Annotated in this window: 22 protein-coding genes; 11 read left to right on the top strand and 11 right to left on the bottom strand. The window is 32.5% G+C overall.

All coding sequences use genetic code 11. The features are described from left to right. Window positions 1-158: 158 nt before the first annotated feature. A complete protein-coding gene (gene sucC / locus AD998_05140) occupies window positions 159-1349 on the top strand; it encodes a succinyl-CoA synthetase subunit beta (protein KOY85617.1) in 1191 nt (396 codons plus the stop codon). Between the two features lie 99 nt (window positions 1350-1448). Beyond that, the gene (locus AD998_05135) at window positions 1449-2357 is read left to right on the top strand and encodes an alpha/beta hydrolase (GenBank protein KOY88066.1); all 909 of its coding nucleotides are present in this window, start codon (window positions 1449-1451) and stop codon (window positions 2355-2357) included. Here the strand turns inward: AD998_05135 and AD998_05130 are convergent. Beyond that, window positions 2347-2826 (bottom strand): hypothetical protein, encoded by a 480-nt coding sequence (locus AD998_05130; GenBank protein ID KOY85616.1) that lies wholly within the window; start codon window positions 2824-2826, stop codon window positions 2347-2349. The genes AD998_05135 and AD998_05130 overlap by 11 nt on opposite strands. Next, window positions 2798-4390, bottom strand: coding sequence for a hypothetical protein (locus AD998_05125; protein KOY85615.1), 1593 nt, complete (start codon window positions 4388-4390; stop codon window positions 2798-2800). Before AD998_05125 ends, AD998_05130 begins: the two co-directional genes overlap by 29 nt. Before the next feature lie 118 nt (window positions 4391-4508). Here AD998_05125 and AD998_05120 point away from each other — a divergent pair, with 118 nt between their 5' ends. The 7 genes from AD998_05120 to AD998_05090 all read left to right on the top strand — a co-directional run bounded on the left by AD998_05120 (window position 4509) and on the right by AD998_05090 (window position 12068). Further along, window positions 4509-6362 carry an amidophosphoribosyltransferase gene (locus AD998_05120; protein KOY88065.1) on the top strand — a complete coding sequence of 618 codons (1854 nt, stop codon included), beginning with the start codon at window positions 4509-4511 and terminating at the stop codon, window positions 6360-6362. Between the two features lie 38 nt (window positions 6363-6400). After that, window positions 6401-6928 carry an amidase gene (locus tag AD998_05115; protein KOY88064.1) on the top strand — a complete coding sequence of 176 codons (528 nt, stop codon included), beginning with the start codon at window positions 6401-6403 and terminating at the stop codon, window positions 6926-6928. 55 nt (window positions 6929-6983) lie between these two features. Then, the gene (locus tag AD998_05110) at window positions 6984-8438 is read left to right on the top strand and encodes a magnesium-protoporphyrin IX monomethyl ester cyclase (GenBank protein ID KOY85614.1); all 1455 of its coding nucleotides are present in this window, start codon (window positions 6984-6986) and stop codon (window positions 8436-8438) included. 142 nt (window positions 8439-8580) lie between these two features. Further along, window positions 8581-9957, top strand: a complete 1377-nt coding sequence (locus AD998_05105; protein ID KOY85613.1) for a hypothetical protein — start codon at window positions 8581-8583, stop codon at window positions 9955-9957. 72 nt (window positions 9958-10029) lie between these two features. After that, window positions 10030-10260 carry a hypothetical protein gene (locus AD998_05100; protein ID KOY85612.1) on the top strand — a complete coding sequence of 77 codons (231 nt, stop codon included), beginning with the start codon at window positions 10030-10032 and terminating at the stop codon, window positions 10258-10260. Window positions 10261-10336: 76 nt separating this feature from the next. After that, window positions 10337-11173: a phytoene synthase gene (locus AD998_05095; GenBank protein ID KOY85611.1), complete on the top strand. Its 837-nt coding sequence runs from the start codon at window positions 10337-10339 to the stop codon at window positions 11171-11173. 7 nt (window positions 11174-11180) lie between these two features. Then, the gene (locus AD998_05090) at window positions 11181-12068 is read left to right on the top strand and encodes a hypothetical protein (GenBank protein KOY85610.1); all 888 of its coding nucleotides are present in this window, start codon (window positions 11181-11183) and stop codon (window positions 12066-12068) included. A gap of 52 nt (window positions 12069-12120) precedes the next feature. On the opposite strand, the gene AD998_05085 is transcribed toward AD998_05090, so the two are convergent. After that, window positions 12121-13917, bottom strand: coding sequence for a hypothetical protein (locus AD998_05085; GenBank protein ID KOY85609.1), 1797 nt, complete (start codon window positions 13915-13917; stop codon window positions 12121-12123). A gap of 58 nt (window positions 13918-13975) precedes the next feature. Continuing rightward, window positions 13976-14419: a hypothetical protein gene (locus tag AD998_05080; GenBank protein KOY85608.1), complete on the bottom strand. Its 444-nt coding sequence runs from the start codon at window positions 14417-14419 to the stop codon at window positions 13976-13978. Window positions 14420-14934: 515 nt separating this feature from the next. Here AD998_05080 and AD998_05075 point away from each other — a divergent pair. Further along, window positions 14935-16155, top strand: coding sequence for a hypothetical protein (locus AD998_05075; GenBank protein KOY85607.1), 1221 nt, complete (start codon window positions 14935-14937; stop codon window positions 16153-16155). A gap of 21 nt (window positions 16156-16176) precedes the next feature. On the opposite strand, the gene AD998_05070 is transcribed toward AD998_05075, so the two are convergent. Together AD998_05070 and AD998_05065 are read right to left on the bottom strand one after the other, a co-directional pair. Then, entirely contained in the window at window positions 16177-16560 is a 384-nt protein-coding gene (locus AD998_05070) for a hypothetical protein (GenBank protein KOY88063.1), read from the bottom strand. Between the two features lie 111 nt (window positions 16561-16671). Further along, window positions 16672-17916 (bottom strand): hypothetical protein, encoded by a 1245-nt coding sequence (locus AD998_05065; protein ID KOY85606.1) that lies wholly within the window; start codon window positions 17914-17916, stop codon window positions 16672-16674. A gap of 141 nt (window positions 17917-18057) precedes the next feature. Between AD998_05065 and AD998_05060 the strand changes: the two genes are divergently transcribed. After that, complete coding sequence (locus AD998_05060) at window positions 18058-20688, top strand: hypothetical protein (protein KOY85605.1); 2631 nt, start codon at window positions 18058-18060, stop codon at window positions 20686-20688. Window positions 20689-20729: 41 nt separating this feature from the next. Here the strand turns inward: AD998_05060 and AD998_05055 are convergent, their stop codons facing one another. The 5 genes from AD998_05055 to AD998_05035 form a co-directional block, all read right to left on the bottom strand. After that, window positions 20730-21500, bottom strand: coding sequence for a hypothetical protein (locus AD998_05055; protein ID KOY85604.1), 771 nt, complete (start codon window positions 21498-21500; stop codon window positions 20730-20732). Continuing rightward, window positions 21478-22137 carry a hypothetical protein gene (locus AD998_05050; protein KOY85603.1) on the bottom strand — a complete coding sequence of 220 codons (660 nt, stop codon included), beginning with the start codon at window positions 22135-22137 and terminating at the stop codon, window positions 21478-21480. Before AD998_05050 ends, AD998_05055 begins: the two co-directional genes overlap by 23 nt. A gap of 68 nt (window positions 22138-22205) precedes the next feature. After that, window positions 22206-22898, bottom strand: a complete 693-nt coding sequence (locus AD998_05045; GenBank protein KOY85602.1) for a hypothetical protein — start codon at window positions 22896-22898, stop codon at window positions 22206-22208. Between the two features lie 31 nt (window positions 22899-22929). Further along, window positions 22930-23619: a hypothetical protein gene (locus tag AD998_05040; GenBank protein KOY85601.1), complete on the bottom strand. Its 690-nt coding sequence runs from the start codon at window positions 23617-23619 to the stop codon at window positions 22930-22932. Window positions 23620-23623: 4 nt separating this feature from the next. Further along, complete coding sequence (locus AD998_05035) at window positions 23624-24190, bottom strand: anthranilate synthase subunit II (GenBank protein ID KOY88062.1); 567 nt, start codon at window positions 24188-24190, stop codon at window positions 23624-23626. Between the last annotated feature and the right edge of the window lie 104 nt (window positions 24191-24294).

The raw sequence follows: 24294 nt of genomic DNA, 5'->3' as shown, positions 1-24294 counted from the left end.
ATCAAATAAGTCAATTATTATAAAATTGATAATCAAATATTTAGTCTTTTTGTCTTTTTGTCTTTCAGATGTCTTGTATCTAAAACTTTGGAATGTATTAAATTTGTTCTAAATTTCGTGCTGTTTGCATACTTCAACATTGAAATCCAAAAATCTATATGAACATTCACGAATATCAAGCAAAAGAACTTTTAAAGCGTCATGGCGTTCGTATTCAGGAAGGTATCATTGCAGATACCCCTTCTAAAGCTGTAGAGGTAGCTCGTCAGCTCAATGCTCAAACTGGTACTACTTGGTTTGTTATAAAAGCTCAAATCCATGCTGGTGGACGTGGAAAAGGCGGAGGCGTAAAACTTGCTAAAAATTATGACGAAGTAAGAGATCTTTCTGAAAAAATCATTGGCATGCAACTGATTACTCCACAGACTGGTCCTGAAGGAAAAAAAGTACACAAAGTTTTGATTGCTCAAGATGTCTATTACCCTGGTGAGAGCCAACCCAAAGAGTTTTATATGAGTATTCTTTTGGACAGAGCATCTGGACAAAATGTAATTATTGCAAGTACTGAAGGTGGTATGGATATTGAAGAAGTAGCTGAACAACATCCAGAAAAAATCATCAGAGAATTTATTGATACTCGTGTAGGACTTCGTGATTTCCAAGCTCGTAAAATTGCTTTTGCATTGGGCTTAGAAGGAAATGCTCATAAAGAAATGGTAGCTTTTGTAAAATCTCTTTACAAAGCTTATTTAGAATCAGATGCTTCTATGTTTGAAGTAAACCCCGTTCTTAAAACATCTGACAATAAAATTTTGGCTGTGGACTGTAAAGTGAACTTAGATGATAACTCTTTGTTCCGTCATCCTGACCTTGCTGAAATGAGAGATATTTTAGAAGAAGATCCTTTGGAAGTAGAAGCTGGCGAAAACGACCTGAACTACGTAAAATTAGATGGTAACGTAGGTTGTATGGTAAATGGTGCTGGGCTTGCAATGGCAACAATGGATATTATCAAGCTTTCGGGTGGTGAGCCTGCAAACTTCCTTGACGTAGGTGGTGGAGCAAATGCCAAAACTGTAGAAGCTGGTTTCCGTATCATTTTAAAAGACCCTAATGTAAAAGCAATCCTTATCAACATTTTCGGTGGCATTGTTCGTTGTGATAGGGTGGCAAATGGTGTGGTAGAAGCTTACAAGAAAATTGGAAACATCAGTGTTCCTATTATTGTACGTCTGCAAGGTACCAATGCAGAAGAAGGTGCAAAAATCATTGATGAGTCTGGTTTGAAAGTATCTTCAGCCATTACGCTTCAAGAAGCTGCTGAAAAAGTAAAGCAAGTTTTAGCATAACTAAAAAGCCAGAGAATTCTGGCTTTTTTCTTTACAATAAAATTCTAAAAAAACAGTTTATAAGGTATTCTTATGGACTGTTTTTATTTTATACCCAATATGAAATCAATTTTTACACTTTTTTGGATATTTATTTCTATTATTTCAAATGTTTTAGCCCAAAAAGAATATAATATTTCTTTTGATGGAAATAATATCCATTTTAAGACATTTGGATCAAAAGGCTCACCTGTGCTTATCATCAATGGAGGACCAGGCATGAACAGCAATGGTTTTGCTAATCTTGCAGAAATTATTGGTAAAGAGCATTGTGCCATTATTTATGACCAACGAGGTACAGGAAAATCTACTATGCAAACCATTAATAACCAAACTATTACTTTGGACAAAATGGTTGAGGATATAGAGAAAATCAGGGTACATTTAGGCTATAAATCTTGGAATGTTTTAGGGCATTCTTTTGGTGGAATGCTTGCCTCCTATTATGCAACTAAACATAGTGATAAAATAGACAGAATGGTTTTATCGTCTTCGGGTGGTGTAGATTTAGATTTGTTTGCAAATTATGATTTAAATAAGCCTCTAACTCCTACTGAAAGAGATTCTTTGCGTTATTGGGATGATAAAATAGCTAAAGGTGATACTTCTAAAGCCACTCGCCTCCAAAGAGCCAAAGTTTTAGCTTCTGCTTATTTGGTTACAGATAAATATATTGATATGCTTGCTGAAAGACTCACTCAAGCCAACATGACTATTAATGGATTGGTATTTGACAATATGCAGAAAATCAATTTTGATTGTAAAGAAAAACTAAAAACTTTTAAAAAGCCCGTTCTGATTATACAAGGAAAAAATGATGTTCTTAATACATATTTATCTGAAAAATCTCATAAAATTCTCCCCAAATCCAAATTAATTTTAATGGACAATTGTGGACATTATGGTTGGTTAGAACAACCTCAGATATACATTACAGAAGTAATGGCATTTTTAAAATCTAAGGGCTAATTTTTTGTAGTTCTTTTAAAAACCAAATTCTATCCATGGAATCTGTAAAGCCTGTTACTGGAGCATCATATACTTTTTCATTGATTATTCCATTATAATAGAATGTCATCAAATATTTTTCTTTGATGGAAGGAGGTATTGTTTGAAATTCAGCACCTTCTTTGCTTAGTGTTTTTCCTTTAAATCCTGCTGTCCAGCCCAATATAAAAATATCTGTATTGTTGTTATACGATTTTAGCTTTGGCAATTCTCCAAATTTTACTTCTAAAACCTTGCATCTTATTTTATATCCCCAGCCAATAGCCATCTGCCCTTCTACTTCTACGACTGCTTTAAATTCAATATTTTTTTCCATAGTCCGATGAGGAAAAGATTTATTGAAGGGTAATAACAGGAACATAATTGATACTAAATGATACATATTTTTTGAATCTATACTTTTAAGATACTTTTTTCTTGATAAATCCATAAATAACCACCAAAAAAGATACCAAAACAGCTACTTTACCAAGGATATCACCTATTTGTACATAAATAGTTTTTTCAGTATTGGCTTGGAGGGTTTGTTTACGAACATCTGATACCCAGTAAGCTGTTTTTTCTATCAAATCCCCTCTCTGATTAATAAATCCCGAAATGCCTGTATTGGCAGAACGTGCTACAGCTCTTCGAGTTTCAATAGCTCTCAGACGAGCCATTTGTAGATGTTGCTTGTAACCAGGTGTATCTCCCCACCAACCATCATTGGTAATCACACACAATATATTAGCCCCTTTTTGTACATATTCAGTTACATATTCTCCATAAATTGATTCGTAACAGATAATAGGAGCATAACCAAATTTTTTAGAAAAAAACACTTCTCTTTCTGGTTGTTTGCCAAGCCCACCTGAAGAACCTCCTAAATTAATAATCAAACTTCCAAAAATGGTTTCAATAATTGCAGGATAAGGCATAGACTCTACAAGAGGAACAAGCTTTGATTTGTGGTATAAAGCAATGCTATCTACTTTATTCCCAAAAAACATAGCTGTATTGAAAACATCATAAAAACCTACTTGTGCATTTTGGCGAGCTGTGGGGCTTTTTTTATCCTTTCCATAAACCAACCATGAAGTAGTCCCTCCAAGCAAATAGAGATTGTCTTTCTTTTTTACAAAATCGCTTATCATACGTATGGGGGCGTAGTCCTTGATACCTCTCTCATCATATCCTTCATCAAATGCCGTTTCAGGAAAAATAACAAGCTCTGTTCGATTAGTAATTTGTTTTTGGGCCAATGCCAAAAACATCTGAGCTTGTTTATCATAAGGAATAAAAGAGTTTTGCCCTATAAATTTCTGCGAATAAGGGTCTATATTGGGCTGTACAACCACTACTTCTACCTTCTCTCCTTTTTCTGTGTGGACTGCATACAAAACGATAGAAAAAATGACTGGTACAAAGAATATAATAGATAAACGTATCACTGCTTTTTTAGAAAAACCTTCTTGGATTGCCTGATATACTAAAATATTAAGTATAAGTACCCATAATGTTCCTCCTAAAGAGCCCGTAAATTCGTACCATTGTACCAAAAAATGAGAATAGGCAAAACCATTGCCTAAGTTAAGCCACGACCAACTCAAGTCCCAATTGAGATGGATATACTCAAAAGCAAGCCAAAAACAAACCAACGCCCATAAGCCCCATTTTAAACCTAATTTTTGTTTCATTTGGCTATACAATATCCAAGGAAGCGTCATGAGTAGTGTATTAGCAATCAGCATACCGATTGCCCCTCCTGCACTGGCATTCCAAACCCACCAAGTAGTTGCTATATTCCACAAAAATAAACTCAAATAAGTATAAGCAAAAAAACGTAGTTTAGGATATTTAGGGTTTGTATTTCTAATTTCTTGTTCTATCATAAACAGTGGGACAATGCCCACAAATAGAAATAAGCATCCACCCACAAAATACCATGCAGGGCTTAAAAGTATAGGAACTAATAATGTTAGTAGCCAAAGATTTTTTCTTCTTGCAATTTTCATAAAAATATGCACAATGATTGAAAGGTTGCCAAAGATAAAGAAAAATCCAAATCATTTCTTGATGAATTTTGTTATCTTTGCAGACAAGAATTTATCATTCACTTTTTACATTTTTCTTATGTGTGGCATTGCTTTTATTCGTTTACGAAAGCCTTATCAATATTATTTAGATAAGTATGGTTCGGCAACGTATCCTTTACAAAAGCTTTATATGATGATGGAAAAGCAAAATAATCGTGGACAAGACGGTGCAGGGATAGCTACCATCAAATTAGATGTTGAACCAGGTGTGAGGTATATCAGTAGGTATCGTTCAATAAGCCAAAGGGCTACACAAAAGATTTTTAAGAGAATTGGAAAGAAAATCAAAAAATCTACCAAATCTCATAAAAAAGAAAAATCAGATGCTACGTGGCTCAAGAGTAATGTAGCTTTTACAGGTGAGCTTCTTTTAGGTCATTTGCGTTATGGTACACATGGTTTAAACTCTATTGAAAATTGTCATCCATTCTTGCGTCAGAATAATTGGAGAAGTAGAACCTTAGTACTTGCAGGAAATTTCAATATGACTAATAATGATGACTTATTCAATAAGTTATTGTATTTAGGGCAACATCCTAAAGAAAGAATAGATACGGTAACTGTTTTAGAAAAAATAGGGCATTTTTTGGATGAAGAGAATCAACTCATTTATGATGCTCATAAAGATATGTTTTCTAAACAAGAAATGTCATCTATCATTGAGGAAAAAATTGATTTACAAAGAGTTTTGCGTAGAGCCTGTAAAGATTTTGATGGTGGATACGCCATTGTAGGCATGACTGGCTATGGGGCAGCATTTGTAGCTAGAGATCCTGCTGGTATTCGTCCTGCTTATTTTTATGCTAATGATGAATTTGTGGTGGCAGCCTCTGAAAGAGTTGCTATTAAGTCTGCTTTCAATATTGAATATGACCAAATTCAAGAAATAAAACCTGCTCATGCCCTGATTGTAAGCAAAAATGGTGATTTTGAGCAAAAACCTTTTGCAGAACCCACTACTCAGCTTTCATGTAGTTTTGAACGTATCTATTTTTCTAGAGGTACAGACCCAAAAATCTATGCAGAACGCAAGAAATTAGGGCATTTGCTTGCAACCAAAGTACTTGAAAATATTGATTACGATTTAGAAAACACTGTTTTCTCGTATGTTCCCAATACTGCTGAAACTTCTTTTTTAGGACTTTTACAAGGTATTGAACAATATCTTGCAGAAAAAAGAGCTGAATTGTTAGCCAAAAATGATTTAGAAGGCTTAAAGAAGATTCTACACAACAATATCAGAGTTGAAAAATTGGTCATTAAGGATGCAAAACTGCGTACATTTATTACTGATGATAGCCAAAGAAATGAAATGGTGAATAGTGTGTACGATACAACCTACAATGTTGTCAAGAAAGATATAGATACGTTGGTTGTGATTGATGACTCTATTGTACGTGGTACAACACTTGAGCAAAGTATTTTAAAAATGTTGGATGGACTTTCACCCAAGAAAATCGTGATCGTTTCGTCTGCTCCACAGATTCGCTACCCTGACTGCTATGGCATTGATATGTCAAGAATGAAAGATTTTATTGCATTCAGAGCTATGTTAGAATTACTCAAAGAACATAATAAAGAGTATCTTATAGATGAATTAGAGCAAAAAGATTTGAATAATCTAGGTGAAACCCAAAACTTAGCTCAAAAATTATATGCTTGTTTTACGGATGAACAAATTTCTGATAAAATAGCTCAGATGATACGCAAAGATGGCATTAGAGCTGAAGTAAGCGTGATTTATCAGAATGTCGAGGGTTTGCATCAAGCTTGCCCCAGCCATTTAGGAGATTGGTACTTTACAGGCAATTATCCCACACAAGGAGGTTATACGGTTGTTAATAAATCGCTGATGAACTATTTACAAGGCAATTTAGCACGAGCATATTGATGCATTTTTTATTAAAGATCATCATTTTTTCAATTTTGATGTGGCAATGTAGTCCATCCAATAGCAATAAAACTGCAGGCAACCCCATTGATAGTCTCAATGGGGTTGTGGTGTATTATAATGGGGCTATTGATAATACTTTTGGAAGAAATCTTACGCCTGATGGCTATAATTTAGGACTAAAATATCAATGTGTAGAATTTGTAAAGAGATATTATTACGAACATCTTAAACACAAAATGCCTGATAGTTATGGACATGCCAAAGATTTTTTTAATAAAAAGCTCAAAGATGGAACGTTTAACAAACAGCGTAACCTGATTCAATATACAAATCCAAGTAAAATAAAACCCAAAGTAAATGATTTAGTGGTTTTCGCTCCTACTACATTCAATCAATATGGGCATGTGGCTATTGTTTCAAATGTAAAAAATGATGAACTCGAAATTATCCAACAGAATGCTGGTACATGGGGTAATTCAAGGGAAGCTTTTAAACTATCTCAGGATCAAAGAAAATGGCAAATTCATCATAAAAATTTATTAGGTTGGTTAAGAAAAGAATGATTTTTGATTGTTATCAATCATTCTTTTTGTATAACTCTCCTTTTACAATTTATCTATGAAAATCTTAATTATCAATCCTCCTCATTTATCTATTGGGAGCCGATTAGCTCATGAACACTTGCCACCTTTAGGGCTTTTATCCATTGGTGGACCTTTAATTGATGATGGACATCATGTCAAGCTTTTAGATGCCGATTTCAAGCCTCTGAAGCATTCTCAAATTTTAGAAAAAGTCTTAGCAGAAATGCCTGATGCTGTTCTGTTAGGGCATTCGGGTTCTACTTCTGCCCAACCCATTATTAATGATATAACCAAACTCATCAAAGAAAAAGTTCCACATATCACTACTATTGTTGGGGGTGTTTTTCCTACTTATCATTGGCAAGAAATTTTAGAGAAAAATCCTCAAATAGATTTTATTGTTTGTGGAGAAGGTGAAGAAATTGCCTTAAATCTTATCACAGCACTTTCTAAAAACGAACCTTTTGAGCAAATCAAAGGGTTGGCTTTCAAAAAGGATAATCAAGTTATCAAAACTCCACCAGCAGAAACTATTCAGGATTTAGATGCCTATCGAATAGGTTGGGAACTTATGGAAGGTTATCATTATACTTATTGGGGACAAAAGAAAGCTGTTGTAATTCAATTTTCAAGAGGTTGCCCTTACCCATGTACGTATTGTGGGCAAAGCCTTTTTTGGAAAAAATGGAGACACAGAGACCCTCAGCTTCTTGCTGATGAAATGGAAATGTTGCACAAAAAACATGGTGTAAAAGTATTCAATTTTGCAGACGAAAATCCTTCGTCTAATCCCAAAGCATGGCGAGCTTTCTTGGAAGCTTTGGTTGCTAAGAATTTACCTTTAATTTTAGTAGGTTCTATCAGAGCCGATAATATTGTACGAGATGTAGATTTTCTTCATCTCTATAAAAAAGCTGGTTTTGAAAGATTTTTGTTGGGTATCGAAAACTATGATGCTGTTGTTTTGGAGAATATAAAAAAAGCTGGAGCTATTTCAAAAGATAAAGAAGCAATCCAACTACTCAGAAAGCATGGTATTCTTTCTATGGCTACCTATGTAGTTGGTTTTGGTGAAGAAAAAACCAAAGATTTTTACTATAGCCTCAAACAACTCCTTTCTTATGACCCAGACCAAATACAACTATTGTATGTTACGCCTCACAAATGGACACCTTATTTTGAAGAAGTAAAAGAAAAAGATATTATACTCACAGACCAAAGACTTTGGGATTATAAACATCAAGTTATTGCCACTAAACATTTAAAGCCTTGGCTTGTGATTTTGTATGTAAAACTCATTGAAATTATTATGCAAATACGCCCAAATGCTTTGAAGAGATTGTTTTTTCATAAAGAATCCAGACTACGAAAAGCAATGTGGTGGTACACCAAAATCGGTAGAAGAGTATGGCTTTGGGAGCTTTATCAGTTCTTTTTTGTAATCAAATTGTCTAAAAAACAAATAAAAATGAAAGATTTTTGGGATTAAAATCCAGCCTTTCAATGTATAGAATTCATGATTCAATAAAATCGCCTTAAAAACTTTTTTTTCGGATTATTATTCAATAAATTAGCTCAAATAATTTTTATCGAAAATGCGAAAACTATCTTTTTTATGTACTTTTTTGCTGATGTCGGCATGGACATTGGCTCAAAAACCTGTCAAATCTTCTAAAGATTTAGCCAATCGTTTCATAGGCATTTTGCAATCAGGTTCAGCTCAAAATCTTAAATCTATCAGTCCTTCTTTAGAAGTTTTTAAATTATTTGCTTCCAGTTCAGGCACACAAGAAGCCTTAGACGAACAGTACAATTATGCAGAAGGCAAACTCAAAACGATTTTAGACAACATACAAGGTTTTGCTCTTGATGCAAAAAAACTTCAATTCAAAAGTTTAAAGGAAAGCAAAATACTTGTAGTATCTCAAAATTATTATGCTTTACAAGTCATTGTTAACTATCAGACTACCACAGATACCCTTATTTTAGAAGCTTTTAAAGATAAGAAAAACTGGTATTTGGTAGATATTAGCAATGAAGATGCTGATTTTAATAGCATTTATCAAAAACATGCTCAATATACAGCTAAACAATATTATGATTTGGCTATAACCCAAATCAATGAAGAAAAATATGATGATGCTCTTAAAAATTTAGGTAAATCAGATTTTCTTTCTCCTAAAAACAAAGAAGTGTTTTATCAAAAAGGGCTGATTTATAAAAAGAAAAATGATAAGTTTAAAGCTCAGGAAATGTTCAGAACAGCCATTTTTATAAATTCAGAATTTGCACCCGCCTATTTTGAAAGTGCTCTTTTGGGAATGGATGATGAAGAATATTATTATGAAGCTATTTCTAATTTTGAATATTGTATGAACAATGACTATCAAAGTCATATTGCTGCCAAACATCTTGTAAAAATTCATCGTAAAGAATTAGATAAAGCAGAAGAACAAGAATACAATACAGAAGAAAATTTAAAATACTATTATGATAAGCTTTCCCAAGCAACCAACAAAGCTCTAGAAAAAGAAGAGGAACTTAATAATGAAGAAAAAGCTTTTATTTATTATCAAAAAGCTCTTTGTATGATGATGGAAGATAAACACAAAGAGGCTCAAAAAGATTTTGAGAAAGTTATAAGCTTTGATAGTAAAAACCATAAAGCATTGTATGAACTTTCATGGCTTGAAAATGAATTCGGCAATTTCAAGAAATCGTTGGAATATGCTCAAAAAGCTTATGATTTAGAAAAAGATCCAGAATATTTAGCTGAAATGGCTTTTGCAAAAAAGAATTTAGGTGATTATAAAGGTGCTATTGAACATTATAACACACTTTTTAGTCTTGGAGAACAACATCCCACAGCCAAAAAATACCAAAACAGAGGCGATTGCTATAAAGCTCTCAAAAATAATAAAATGGCTTGTGCTGATTATAAAAAAGCCATTGAATTGGGAGGAGAAGACAAAGCTATGCAAGATTGGATGAAAAAAAATTGCAAATAATAATTTACTTGCTTGGAAGTTTCTGCAACCATATTGAATCTAATTATTAAGTTATGTAACATTCGCAAACGTATGCGATGGCAAATTCGATGTAATTATATTGGTTCTAATGGTGATGCTATTTTCAACATTTTGTTTTATGATACCTATTCCAATGTCCTGAAGGGCGATATTGCTTTTGAGCAAAGTTCAGAAGAAGTTGTAAATTTTCGCTTTTCAGGATATGAAGGAGATAAAACAGAGAATATTACAGATTTATTACTAGATTTGATTAATTACGAAAAATCATTGATAAACGTATAAAAATCAGAAAACGAAAACAAAATTTCATTTTTTGTGTTTAACTAAAGATTTTATTACTCATTTACACCACAATATCATGCTTAGTCTCTACGATACTACTACACTCAAATGCAGTAAGCTCATTACAGAGCATTATAGCACATCTTTTACATTGGGTATTAAAACCTTAGCTTCTAAGTTTCATTTACCTATTTATGCAATTTATGGTTTTGTTCGTTATGCAGATGAAATTGTAGATACATTCCATGAACATGATAAAAAAGAACTTTTAAACCGTTTCAGAAGAGATACTTACCAAGCCATTGAAGAAAAAATCAGTTTGAACCCTGTTTTACACTCTTTCCAAATTGTTGTCAATCAGTATAAAATAGAAAGAGAGTTGATAGATGCTTTTTTGCATAGTATGGAAATGGATTTGTATTTTAAAGATTATAGTGATGACAAATACCATGAATATATTTATGGTTCTGCTGAAGTAGTTGGTTTAATGTGTTTGAGAGTATTTTGTCAAGGAGATACAACCATATATGACCGTCTCCGAGAACCTGCTCGTAGTTTGGGTGCTGCTTTTCAGAAAATTAACTTCTTGAGAGATATGAAAAGTGACTATCAGGAACGAGGAAGAACTTACTTCCCTGAAGTAGATTTTGAAAAATTTGATGAACATACTAAAAAGATGATTGAGCAAGACATTCAAAAAGATTTTGATGATGCTTATTTGGGTATCATCAAATTACCCAAGGGGGCAAAAATGGGTGTTTATTTAGCTTATGTATATTATATAGCTCTTTTCAAGAAAATAAAAGCTCAACCTGCTTCTGTTATTATGCAGAAGCGTATCAGAGTACCTGATGCAAAGAAATTTCAACTTTTACTTTCATCATATTTCAAATATCAATTAAATACTTTATAGAAGACTCATGCCAAGTTTTGAGACTTACTTTTTTAGGGTTGTCCTTAGAACCTTGCGTTTCGTACGTGGTAGCAAAGTTCCTACTCTTGAAGAAGCTCGTAAGCGTTTTAGAAGAGTTGGGAAACTCACAAAGATTCATCCCCTAATAACTATTACAAAAACTGGTGCAAATGGTGTTTCTTGTGAGTTCTTACATCCAAAAAATGCACAAGAAGATAAAATAATTGTTTTTTTGCATGGTGGTGGCTACACGGTAGGTAGTTTAGATACTTACAGAGGTTGGATTTCTCAGTTAGCCCATTTAAGCCAAACAACTATTTTGGCAGTAGCTTATCAACAAGCCCCCGAACACCCTTTTCCAACAGCTCCCAGCAATGCTTTAAGTGCTTATGAATGGGTTTTAGAAAACTACCCCAACAGAAAAATTTATCTGCTTGGCGATTCTGCTGGTGGAGGCTTATGTCTATCTATCATGTTACAAATGCGGGAAGAAAATATTAAGATGCCTAAGAAATGTTTTCTTATAGCTCCTTGGGTAGATTTAGAAATGAAAAGAGATTCCATTAAAAGGCTTGCCAAACGAGATTTGATTATGAGAGAGAAAGATCTTAAAATGCTTGTAAATCTTTATGTTGGAAAAGAAAGCATACAAAATCCTTTCATTTCTCCTATCAATGCAGATTTGAGTAATCTACCTCCTATTCATATCTATCAGGGTACAGAAGATATATTTTTGGATGAAGTAAAAGAATTACATCAGAAGCTCAAAGAATCTGAAAATGATACACATTTAGAAATTTGGGAAGGGATGCCTCATGTGTGGCATCTGATGTATGATAAACTACCCGAAGCTCGGAAAGCTACACAAAAAATTGCACAAATGATTTTATCATAAAAAAACCTCAGACAATGTCTGAGGTTTTTACAAATTAATACATTTTATGTAATTAATTTTTCACGATTCTTCTGATGATTTCTCCTTCAGAAGTAATCACTTTAATATAGTAAACTCCTTGCTTTGCAGTTTCTATACCAAAGTTTTCTACAAAACCCATGTCTGATTTTTTAGATATTTTTTCCGCAATTATTCTACCACTTTCAGTATAGAAAATCACTTTTACATCACCTTTATATTCGCCCGTCAAAGAAACTTGAACATCCTTTACAAATGGATTAGGACTTACATTGATTTGTAAATCATTCTTTACATTCATCTGAACTGTGTGTTTTGTAAAACAGGTTGAGCCATCATTTACTTCAATCATGATTGTAGATTGCCCTTGAGCCAATGATTTTACATCCAATATATTTCCATTTACCACTTTTTCACCCCTTGCATTGTTAGAAACTACTTTGATAACATAGTTTAAAGGTTGTCCTTCTGGATCTGTGAAGTATTCGTTCAAATCTATAATTCCTTCACCTAATGTATTTGCTTCCAAACTTCTTGAAAGAACAGCTGTTCTGTTAACATTTATACCAAGACCTACTGTAAAACCTCTTGCAAGTTGGCGACTATATGGTGTAACTGTAAGTCCACGATTAGTAGCTGTTGCACTCCAAGTAACTGTAACTTGATTAGAACGAGGGTTTCTGCTTACAAATGTTCCACCCACAATTTGCCAATCATAATAAAAAGCAGTATTTGCTACAGAATAAGTTTGTGTTAAACATGTACTACAAACACTGGAATTTCCTAATATTAAAGGTAAATCTGCAGGTTTCAGGCGAGTAGTATAAAAGAAGTCTCCTCCTCTTGAACCTATATCAGAGTATAAACTTGAACCATTGTAGTGTACACCATGTCCACGATTAGTATAAGGGTAAAATGTACGAGGAGCATTTACTGTGCCAGCTCTGTTATTCATTTGGTTACCTCCATATACAGTTGGTAAATTAAAGCCTGGCAACCAACTCAAAGAAGAAAAAGGCTCTCCACTGTTATAAGGTACAGTTCCATCATCAGAGCTGTGGAAATAAACACCTGGAACATCTGCTGGTCCTTCAATATCATTCAAATTACCTACTGCACCCGCAAAACCCATTACCCCATTAGCTTTTCCATCAACCAATGAACCATTAGCATAAGTTTTGTTATCGCCTATTGCATCTAAACCTCCTAAATCTGCTCTGCCTAAATAATTACGAGTAGAGGCGGGTCTCTCAGAATCTTTATCTAGATAAACAACTTGATAAGCTAAGAAAGCTCCTGCACTATGCCCTGATAAATAAATTTGATTTGGATCAACTCCGTAGGTAGAAGCATTTCTTCTAAAGAAACGAACAGCAGAACGTCCATCTTGTAATGCTCTATAAACAGCTCTTTTAGAAAGCTCCTCATTAGAAATGTTCATACCTAAACGATAATCTATAGTAGCAGTAACAAAGCCTCTTCTTGCAAATGCTTGACACAGTTGTATCATACTGGCTTCCGTTTTACTTCCATTTACAAATCCTCCACCAAAAGCAAAAATGATCACAGGTCTTTGTGTAAGAGAGTCACCAGAAGGACGATAAATGTTCATTCTTAAAGTTACTGTTCTTTGTCCATAAGAATCCTCATTGGCTATTTGATTACCAAAAAGGCTTGTAGTCCTAACAGTTGGAATGTTTGTGCTAAAAACAACATCTTTTGTTTCTTGTAATGTTGTAAAAATTTCTTCACGATAACGATTTGGCAGTTGTTGAGCTTCAGCATAGAAAGCACAAGCCAAACTTAGGCAGGATAATAAAATTTTTTTCATGATTTTAATAAATTTTAAAGTTGTTTAATTGATTTTAATAAGCAATAAGCATTTTTGTTTATAGAGATAGTTTGTTTACTTTTTCTTGAAATTTGGAGTCTTTATGATAAAGTTTTTTTATCTCTTGATATTTCTCCAAAGGCAATTTTTGGCTTATAATATATTGTTCCAATTTTTTATCATAGACCATTTTATCTTCCTCTATAAATTTTTTCAAACGAGACATTTCTCCATTTTCTTTTTCTGTGAGTTTTGGATCATAACCCATGGACTGAGCCTGCATAATTTCTGTTAGTCTTGCCTCTGTGATACTTATTTTGGAAGCATTTTTTTGCATAGAAACCAAAGGTTCAAAGGGGTTATCAAGTGTGTATTTGTAAATCTTGATAAAAGACTGTAATTCTTCTTTTGTATATTTTTCTTTCTCTTTTGTTGTATTTTGAGCTTGTAATACTTGAAAACCACAAAAAATAACCGTATAAATGATTGTCTTGAATAACATAAAAGATAGTAGTAATAAATAATAAAATTGAACTATTAGTTTAGTATTGCAAACATAAAATTTAAAATATAAAACACAAAATTACATTCTATTTTTTTTCATTAAATCGTTTTTTTATTTTAAGAAAAAATCCAAATAGCAAATTAAATATCATGAAAATGCATTTTTTATGATATTTTAAAAATAATATTCTCTTCCTTATAATCGTATTATGTAGGTATCCTTAAAAACTTACATTCATTTGCTGTTATCATTTATAAAGATTTAAGATATATTATTTGCAACATTGTTGCATTTTTTATACTTTTGTATTATCTTAAAAATTTGATGTTTTTGAGTGATTTATCTGGTTGTAAAAGTAGTTACAGGTTTGAATAAAACTAATTTTCATAGGTGGACTCTATGTGGACATAACGATAAGTTCTGTTGACTTAGAGTGGACTCAAATTTAAAAAACTGATAATCAAACACATAATTTGTTTTGCTATTTTACTATACTTTATAAATTAAAAGAAATGAATAAGAATAATAAAAAACTTCCTGTAACAGTCTTAAGTGGGTTTCTTGGGGCAGGCAAAACAAGTTTACTCAACCATATCCTTCACAATAAAGAAGGCTTAAAAGTTGCTGTTATTGTCAATGATATGAGCGAAGTTAATATAGATGCTCAAATGGTAAAACAAGAAAATACACTTTCAAGAACAGAAGAAAGATTAGTTGAAATGTCGAATGGATGTATTTGTTGTACCCTTCGAGAAGATTTAATGATAGAGGTTGAGAAATTAGCCAAAGAAAATAAATTTGATTATCTACTTATAGAAAGTACAGGTATTTCAGAACCAGTGCCTGTGGCTCAAACATTTAGTTTTGTAGATGAACAAAATAATGTAGATCTCTCTCGATTTGCATATATCGATACAATGGTTACGGTAGTGGATGCATTCAATTTTCCAAAAGATTTTGGTTCTGTAGATACTATTGCAACTCGAAATATGAATGAAAATGATCAGCAAGATCAAAGAACAATCGTTAATTTACTTACAGATCAAATTGAGTTTGCCAATGTTATTGTACTTAATAAAGCAGATTTGGTAAAACCACAACATTTAGAAGAATTAAAAGCTGTTTTACACAAGCTTAATCCTTCTGCAAAAGTTGTAACAAGTAGTTTCGGAAAAATTCAAACTTCTGACATTATCAATACTCATTTGTTTAATTATGATGAAGCTTCACAATCAGCAGGTTGGATACATGAATTGAATAACCAAGAACATACTCCTGAAACAGAGGAATATGGTATTAGTTCTTTTGTTTTTAGAAATAAACGTCCCTTTCATCCTGAACGTTTTTGGAACTACTTAGCCAATGATTGGCATTCTACAATTATCAGAAGTAAGGGCTTATTTTGGATAGCCTCAAGACCTGATGTTGCTTTGAGTTGGGGGCAAGCTGGTGGTTCTTTGCGAGCAGACCCTGCTGGTGTTTGGTGGATGAGTATGCCTTTTAGCCAACGAATGATGTATGCTTCTTTTGTAGAAAATAAAGATTGGATTGAAAGCAGATGGGATAAAGAGTTTGGGGATAGAATGAATGAGCTTGTTTTAATTGGACAAGATATGCATAAGGAAATCATTATAAAAGAATTGGAAGATTGTTTATGTACAGACGAAGAATGGCAAAGCGTTAAAGATGGTAAAAAACTAAACGATCCTTTTCCTAAATTTTCGTCAGAATAAATAAAGCCTCTCAATGAGGCTTTATTTATTCCATCTTGCTTTATAACCTCGAACATCAAAATGCACCATTTTCCTAGACCAAGCTCCTTGGTTTAAGTATGTACCTATACCACCAACCAATGTTGGATTTTCTTTTTCAATTTCTTCTAAACAAGCTACTACCAATTTAACATCTGTTTCGTCTTGTTTTTTATCACCATTAATATCACCGACTAAAATATCAATTGCTTTTCCAGAAAGATGCAAACTATTTTTTGTAGAAAGTGAAAGCAAGTCATTAAACCATTTACTTCTTTTTCCAGAGATACGTATAAAATCAGCTTTTAAGCCTTTCTTTTTGAGTTTTTGTTCCAATAACTCTTCTTTTTTTATCACTTTTACATCTAATTTCTGTCCAAATCCCATGAACTGAGAACCTATTAAAAAAAGTATTGTAAAAAAAGTACACAGTATTAAAATTTTCTTTCTCATAAAAGTGAAAAAAACCATATTTTCTTACATCAAATAAGCTAAATATTATATCAATCTTTTGGTTTTAAAGACTATGATTTGTAATGCTCCTCGTCTTTTTACAAGCAAATTTAATACCTTATTTTCGGCACTATCTAAAAGCTCATATACCTGACTGATAGTCATATTTGTAAGAACTTGGTTATTAATTGCAAAAAGTTCATCTCCTATTTGTAAACCTGAAACATAAGCAGGTGAAAGAGGATGAATATTAGAAACAAAATATATTGTAAAATTATTGGGACTGGATACAACATCCACACCTGAAAAACCTATATCAAATTTCTTATTTAGTTTATTATTAGGCTCTAAAATAAATCTTTCATTACTATAATCTAAAGTAATAACAAATCTTTCTAATAGTCCAATTCCAATACTTCCTTGTTTATCAACATTTTCATTACGATGTAGTATAAGCAAACTATCAGGAAAAGAGCATAGTACATCTTTCCAATAATATTGTCCAATACCCAAACTTTTCACTCGCCCCATTTTTCCTTCTATCAATCCATTAATTGCCAGCCCTAAAGAATTATCAATAGTTTTAGAAGGCAGTGTTATTCCTTTTTTAGATTCTTTATCCAAAGAAAGTGAGTGCCCTGCTCCTGTATCTAAAAGTAATTTTACATTTATAGAATCATTATTTTCATTAATAAATTTTGCAAGAAAATAAGGTTTTTGCTTTTGGATATATAGTTTTAAGATGTTGTTAGTTTTATTCTTTTTTAGTATTTTTTTATCAAAAAAATGGATATCATATACCTCCAATTCTTTTTTTTGATAATTAATCTTCACTATCAGTTTTCTAAAGAAATCAAAGCCTATAATACCATGTATCTTAATACCTACATATTGAGAGATATATTCTAAGGATTTGGAAGTTATTAAAACAGTCAAATTTTTAGCAATAAAATCATTGAGTACCATTTGCTGTGAACCTACTATATAAGTATAAATTACTTCTCCTACTCCTCCACCTTTTACACCTACCTTACGAGTATGTGGAGGTATCTGTAATTTATCAACAAAAGTGCTATCTGTAATCATTGTATAGCCCACCCCTGTATCCAATATAAAATTCAGTGTATCAGTGCCTTTGTTTAATAATACTGGTACAATAATTAAATTATTATAGAGCTTGAAAGGTATACGGGCATATTTCTTTTTATGGTCCTTAAAGTCAAAGCCTTGTGAATAAGATTGGGATAAAAAGCAAAAAAGAAAGAAAAGAAGTAGTAGTTTTTTTATCATATCGTTGATTTTAGTTGAGTCTTATCAAATAAAATAAAAATCTTTGAGAAAATAAAGTTTCTAGAGCAAAAACTATCAAATAAAATTGTACGATTTCTTTTTTTTTCTTACATTTGTAACGTTTTACAACAAACATTATCTATGCAACTTTTTTCTAACTCTCTTCGTAGAAGGCTTTCTTTGGTTTCTTACCTAAGTTTAGCAACTTTCTCCTCTTTACAAGCTCAATCTTGTTTAGAGTGTGACCAAAAAACTGGCGGTGATGGATTCGCCAACTCTTGGTCAAATATAGAACTAACAGCAAAAGGACTTACAGATACAAGTTTTTCTTCTCAAAAAGTTTTATACACTGGAAATAGTGTTTTATCACCAGGTGTAGGTGTTTCTGGTCCTGTTGGCTCTGATGCTCGTTTCAAACAAATTAATTATGTACCAGGTGTAGGCACAGAAATTTTAAGAGTAAAATTCTGTCGTCAAGGTGGTTTCCGTGGAGCAAATGTTCTTTTATCACATTTATATAGAGAATATGGCAAAGTAGAAAAGGGTTCTTGGAGAGCATTGGATGCTAATTTACAAGAAGTAGCTTTTGGAAATTTTGCGTCTACTCAAAATTTGGGTAACAACAACCCAGGACACTTAGCCATTGAAATTCGTACATCTGTTCCTTTTTATTATTTAGAATTTTCTGCTTTAGAATATGGTAATCAAAGAACTACTATTCCTGATGCAAGCGATTATTTCTTAAGAGAACTTACTCCTATTTGTGTAGCAAATGTAACTTGTGGACAAGTTGTTGGTGGAGACCAAAAACCACAAAGTTGGACAAGTGTAGCTTTATCAGCAAAACCCTTAGGTTCAACTACATTTTCTAATACAAATGTAAATTTCAATGTAAGTTTGGGTTGGGGTGGACCAAATAGTGGTGGTTTAGGAGTGAAAAGTCCAGCAGAATCCGAAACTAATACAGCTTATGCTGAAGAAATTAATTATTATAGAGAATTAAATCAAACAGAAGTTTTAAGAGTAGATTTTGGTGCGGGAAGCATCACCAACGGTATCAATGCTGCTGATGTATTACTCTCAAAATTCTACAATTATGAAAATCAAACAAAAGTAGAAGTTGGTTCATGGAGAGCCTTGGATGAGAATTTTCAAGAAGTTGGAGCTGGAGTTTTTCAAGGGATTGCTCAATGGAGTAGCTCAAACCCTGGTCATTATGATTTAAAAATCTTGACTTCACGTCCTTTCCGTTATTTAGAATTCTCAGCAGGAGCATATCAAACAGCTCAAGCAAGAAGGCTTGCAGATGATAGCGATTATTTGGTTCGTAAAATAACTGCTTTGTGTAAACCTATTGCTGTTTGTGAAGACATTTTGGGTGGAACGAATCAGGATTGGTCAAAAGCTAATATTTTTGTAAAACCTTTGAATAGTGTTCATTTTTCTCCTGCTACAACAGCTTCATTCAGAGCAGATTGGCAAGGTGTTTTAAATAGTGGAGGTATTGGCGTACCAGGTCCTGTAATTGAAAATGGAGATAGAAGCCGTTTCCATGAAATCAATTATATTGCAAGCGAAAATAAATCTGAAGCTGTTAGAGTTAATTTAGGTGGTATGTTTACCCATGCAAAAGTTACAGTTTCTCGTTTTTATGGTAGAGAAGGTAGCAACAATGCTGAAAGAGGTACATGGGTTGCTTACAAATCGACATCAACAGGACTTACAGAAGTAGGAAGAGGAGAATTTAAAGCTGTTGAACCTTATTGTGGTACTTGTGCAGGTAATTTTACATTTGAAATCAATACTCAACAAGAATTCCAAATATTAGAATTCAACGCAATGCCTTATACTACTGCAAGCAGAGTAGAAAGTGTACCTGCAGATGACAGTGATTATTTATTGCATAGTATTGTATTGTGCCCTGATAATACACCTTTTTGTTCAGATTTGATTTGTGTGAGTGCTAGTAATATTGTATCCTTCTCACAAGGAAGAACAAAAGACGGTTCTGCTATCGATGCAAACTCTAGTGATGTAACAAAAGCTCTAGGATTCCCACAAGCTTCTGATGAAATTAATAAATTAGCTCCTGATGCAAATTTTGTATCATTAGGTTTTGGAGGAGAGATCGTATTACAATTAAGTTGTAGATTAAGAGACCAAAATGGATATGATTTTGAGATTTTAGAAACAAGTTATAACAACCCAACTTTTAAACAATATCCAGAGGTAGCTGAAGTATATATATCAAAAGATGGTATCAATTGGGTTAGTTTAGGACTTACTCAACCTGATAAACAAAGACCTCAAAATTCTAACTCAGTCAACGACCAACTTGGAGCTCGTTTTGACATTGCTTCTGCAAACTTACCTTTTGTAAAGTATATCAAGGTTGTAGACAGATCTCCTAAAGAATCTCCTGCATTCAATAGATTGGCTGATGGTTTTGATTTAGATGGTATTAGTTGTATTCAAAAGGTAAAACTTCCAGATCCTAAAGGTAGCAATGAATTACCTATTTTGAATATTCAACCTACTATCACAGAAAATGAATTGGTAATTTCTTTTGAAAAAGATAAAGAACTAAGTGTACCTGAAACATCTGATATTATTATTTATAGTCTTTCAGGACAAGAAGTAGCAAGATACAAGAATCAACAAGTTGTGGATGCAAAAATCACCTTAGAATTACAAAAATTAAATCAAGGTATGTATATTATTCATAGCATTAGCCCAACAGGAAAGCGAATAGCTAAATTCTTCAAACAATAAATAATAAAAAAAGGCTGGTATCAAATACCAGCCTTTTTTATTTAATCGCTACTTACTCTTTCAGGTTCTATTTTATACTCCTCGTGACTGGCTTCTAAAATTACTCTTTGAACATTTTGATACTCAAATGCTAGTGGTTTTAATTCTTGAGATAAAAACTTATAAATTTCAAACACAACTTGATTGTTTAAGCTTCCTTTTATGAGGTTTCCTTGAACTTCCCAGTGTTTTCTGGGATCAGAAGCAAAACCCGCTATTGCAAACTCTGGTGTATAAAAGCACTTTTCCATTTTTTTACATAATAGAAATAACATATCTGTAAGTACTTTCTCATTAAACAGATCTTTTGTTTGAAACTCTATTTTTACGCAAGCATTTAATCTCCAGTATAATGTGTTATCAAAATATTTACTATCTACTATATTTTCCCAACCTATTAGCTCAAAAGGCAATTGAGTTCTCCATTTTCTAAATTTTGAGTAGCCTAAATAAAGGGATATTTTTAGTTCGAGCCATCGCAGAGTTGGAATAGCAATAATGATAGCCAAATATCCCAAAAGCTTATTTGGTTCATCTATATACATGATATATACAACAGGTATCAATACCAAAGGCAATAACCATAAGAAACCTACACTTCTGCCAAACAAAGCTCTATATACCCTCCATGTTTCATCGTTTGAGGGTGTTTTAGGTGTTTCTTTAAGTTTCTTAAAAGATTTGGTTTTTTCTTTTTCTAATCTTTCTTGCTCTTTTTTTTTGAGTTTTTCAGCCTCAGAAAGAATCTGATTAATTTTTTGGTCTTGGCTCATCTATATTTTTTTGGATAATAAGTTCCAATGTATCTAAATTTAATGCACAAAGATTTCCATGTTCACCATATTCTTCTGATTTCATCCTCAAACCTTTATAGCATCCATTATCTAATGGAATAATTGAGAAATTATATTTAATAGCTTCCTTAATTTCATCAATTGTATGAATAGTATGTCCATGAATAATTTTTCTACCATTCAAAAATGCTATATCTGGGCTTGAGTATCTTTTCCAAAGCATGGCTTCTGTATCTTGAAATGGCTCGATGCTATTAAAATCAATAGAAGCATGAACAAAAAAATAGTCTTCTGTTTCATAATAGTAAGGCAGATTCTTCAGAAATGAATAATAAGGTTCTGATAATTTTTCACCTCTACTTTCTATTAATATTTGTTCATGATTTCCACGAAGTGGATAAACTTGAAACCCTAAATTTTGCAATTCCATGATATAACTCATCACTCCACTGCTATTAGGGCCTCTATTGATATAATCTCCTAATAGAAAGAGCTGATCGTTGGTTGTCAGGCTTATTTGAGTTATTAGTTTTTTCAATGTTTCCAAACAACCATGTATATCAGCAATAGCAAATCTTTTCTCACTATTTGCTTTCGTTATAAATTTTCCTATCATAGCTTTAAAAACAAAAGAGTTTGAATAAATTTTAATTACCCAAACTCTTTTTTACTTCAATTTTTGATTTAATATATCTTTGTAAGTAGTTGAGTAGAGACCTTTTTACCATTTTTATCAAAAGATTCTGACTTCACTAAACCAACTCCTTTGGCAAGATATTCTACAGCTTTTCCTTCTATCTTACCCAAAGTCATTTTATTGCTATAAGTATAAGAAATTTTAACACATTCAAATTTACCTGCAGGTGTTTCTACTGTTTCAAAACCTTCTACTTTTCTATTAGTAATTTTAGTACTCATGGACATAATTTTCATACCATTCATAGTAGATTGTGTATCTACACTAGCATCTGGAAGAGTTTGTCCTGCTGAAAGTTTGTGGGGATAAATTAGCTGATCACCTGAAACACTCATCTGAATATCAGTTGATTTGGGCATCATTTCTGAGCTCATATTTCTAACTTCCGTTGTGAATTGAGAGCCTTGACATTTTGCACTAAATTCACCTTTGGCAATTAGCCTATTCTTAGCGTCATAACTTTCATTGCTAAAAACAATATCAGAACCATTTGTTGTAGATGTATTCTTTAAAACTTCGTATTTAAGTGTGGTTGAAGGCTTGTCTTTTTTATCATAGACTGTTATTTCAAACTTTGTACCAGCTTTATGAGCAAAATAACCGCTACAATCACCTTTTTGAGCCCATATCAAATTATTGGATATTGATAAGAGTACAGCAAAAATAAATAATTTTTTCATAAATATTTGAGATTAAGTTTAGTACACTAATCTATAAAATAGATTTTAAATCTCCTAAACAATTAATCTCATAATTTGGACTAGCATTGTGTTGTAGTTGTTTGGGGTTATAGAAAACAGCATCTATACCTGTTTGTTGAGCCCCCAAAATATCAGTCAACAGATTATCTCCTATCATGATACACTCATCTACTTGTGTATTCAACTTTCCCATCAGATAGGTAAAAATACCTGTATCAGGTTTTTTACAACCAGCTTCAGCAGAAGTTACAATTTCATCAAAATAATCTAATATTCCACTACTTTGCATTTTCACTCTTTGGATTTCAGGAAAACCATTTGTGATAATGTGTAATTTATATTTAGGTTGTAAATAGTCTAAAATCTCTTTTGCATTAGGCAATAAATAAGGTTTTTTTGGTGTTCTTGCTAAATAACGCTCACCAAACATTTCAATAACATTTGTATTTGCAAAGTTAAATTCTTTGAAAACTAATTGGAACCTACTTTCTCTAAGTTCATGAGTAGATATTTGATAAGTATCATGCAAATGCCATAAGTGATCATTGACTCGATGAAAAGCTTCAAGAAACTTGTGAATGGGAACTTGCTCTTCTTCAAGATGCTCTTCATGTAGTTCCGCTAAAGTTTCATTAGAGTTTTTTTCAAAATCCCAAAGTGTATGATCTAAATCAAAGAAAATATGTTGATATGTTTTCATAAAATTACCCTAACCAATTCAAAATCATCTGCTTACCATGTTCTGTCAGGATACTTTCAGGATGGAATTGCACACCACAAACATCATATTTTTTATGACGTACAGCCATTACAAAACCTTGTTCATCTTCAGCAGTGATTTGTAAATCAGTATTTTCTAACGATTTTTTATCAATCACCCATGAATGATACCTACCTATTTTAAACTGTTGAGGTAACTTTTGGAATAGTTTTTCTTGAGTATTCGTAATAATTGTATCAGTAGCTACTCCATGTTGTACTTCAGGTAAATTGTACAAACTTCCTCCAAATGCTTCTCCTATTGCCTGATGCCCTAAACAAACACCTAAGATGCTTTTTGTGGAAGCATAGGTTTGGATAACTTTTGGCATAATACCCGCATCTTTGGGCAGACTAGGACCAGGTGAGAGCAGTATTTTATCATATTGATTTACCTCATCTACTGTAATTTTATCGTTTCTAAATACATCTGGATTGAAGCCTACTTCTCTGAGTAAATGTACCAAATTATAGGTAAAACTATCGTAGTTATCTAAGACCAATAAATTCATAATTTTTTTGAAATATTTTTTCACAAAGCTATTGTTTTTTTCCAAAAAAAGAAATAATGTTGTATTTTTAATAGTAATACTATTTAAGATAATAGTTTTATATT

The organism is bacterium 336/3 (assembly GCA_001281695.1).
In the GTDB taxonomy this organism is placed as follows: domain Bacteria; phylum Bacteroidota; class Bacteroidia; order Cytophagales; family Thermonemataceae; genus Raineya.
This window is presented reverse-complemented; position numbering and strand designations above follow the sequence as displayed.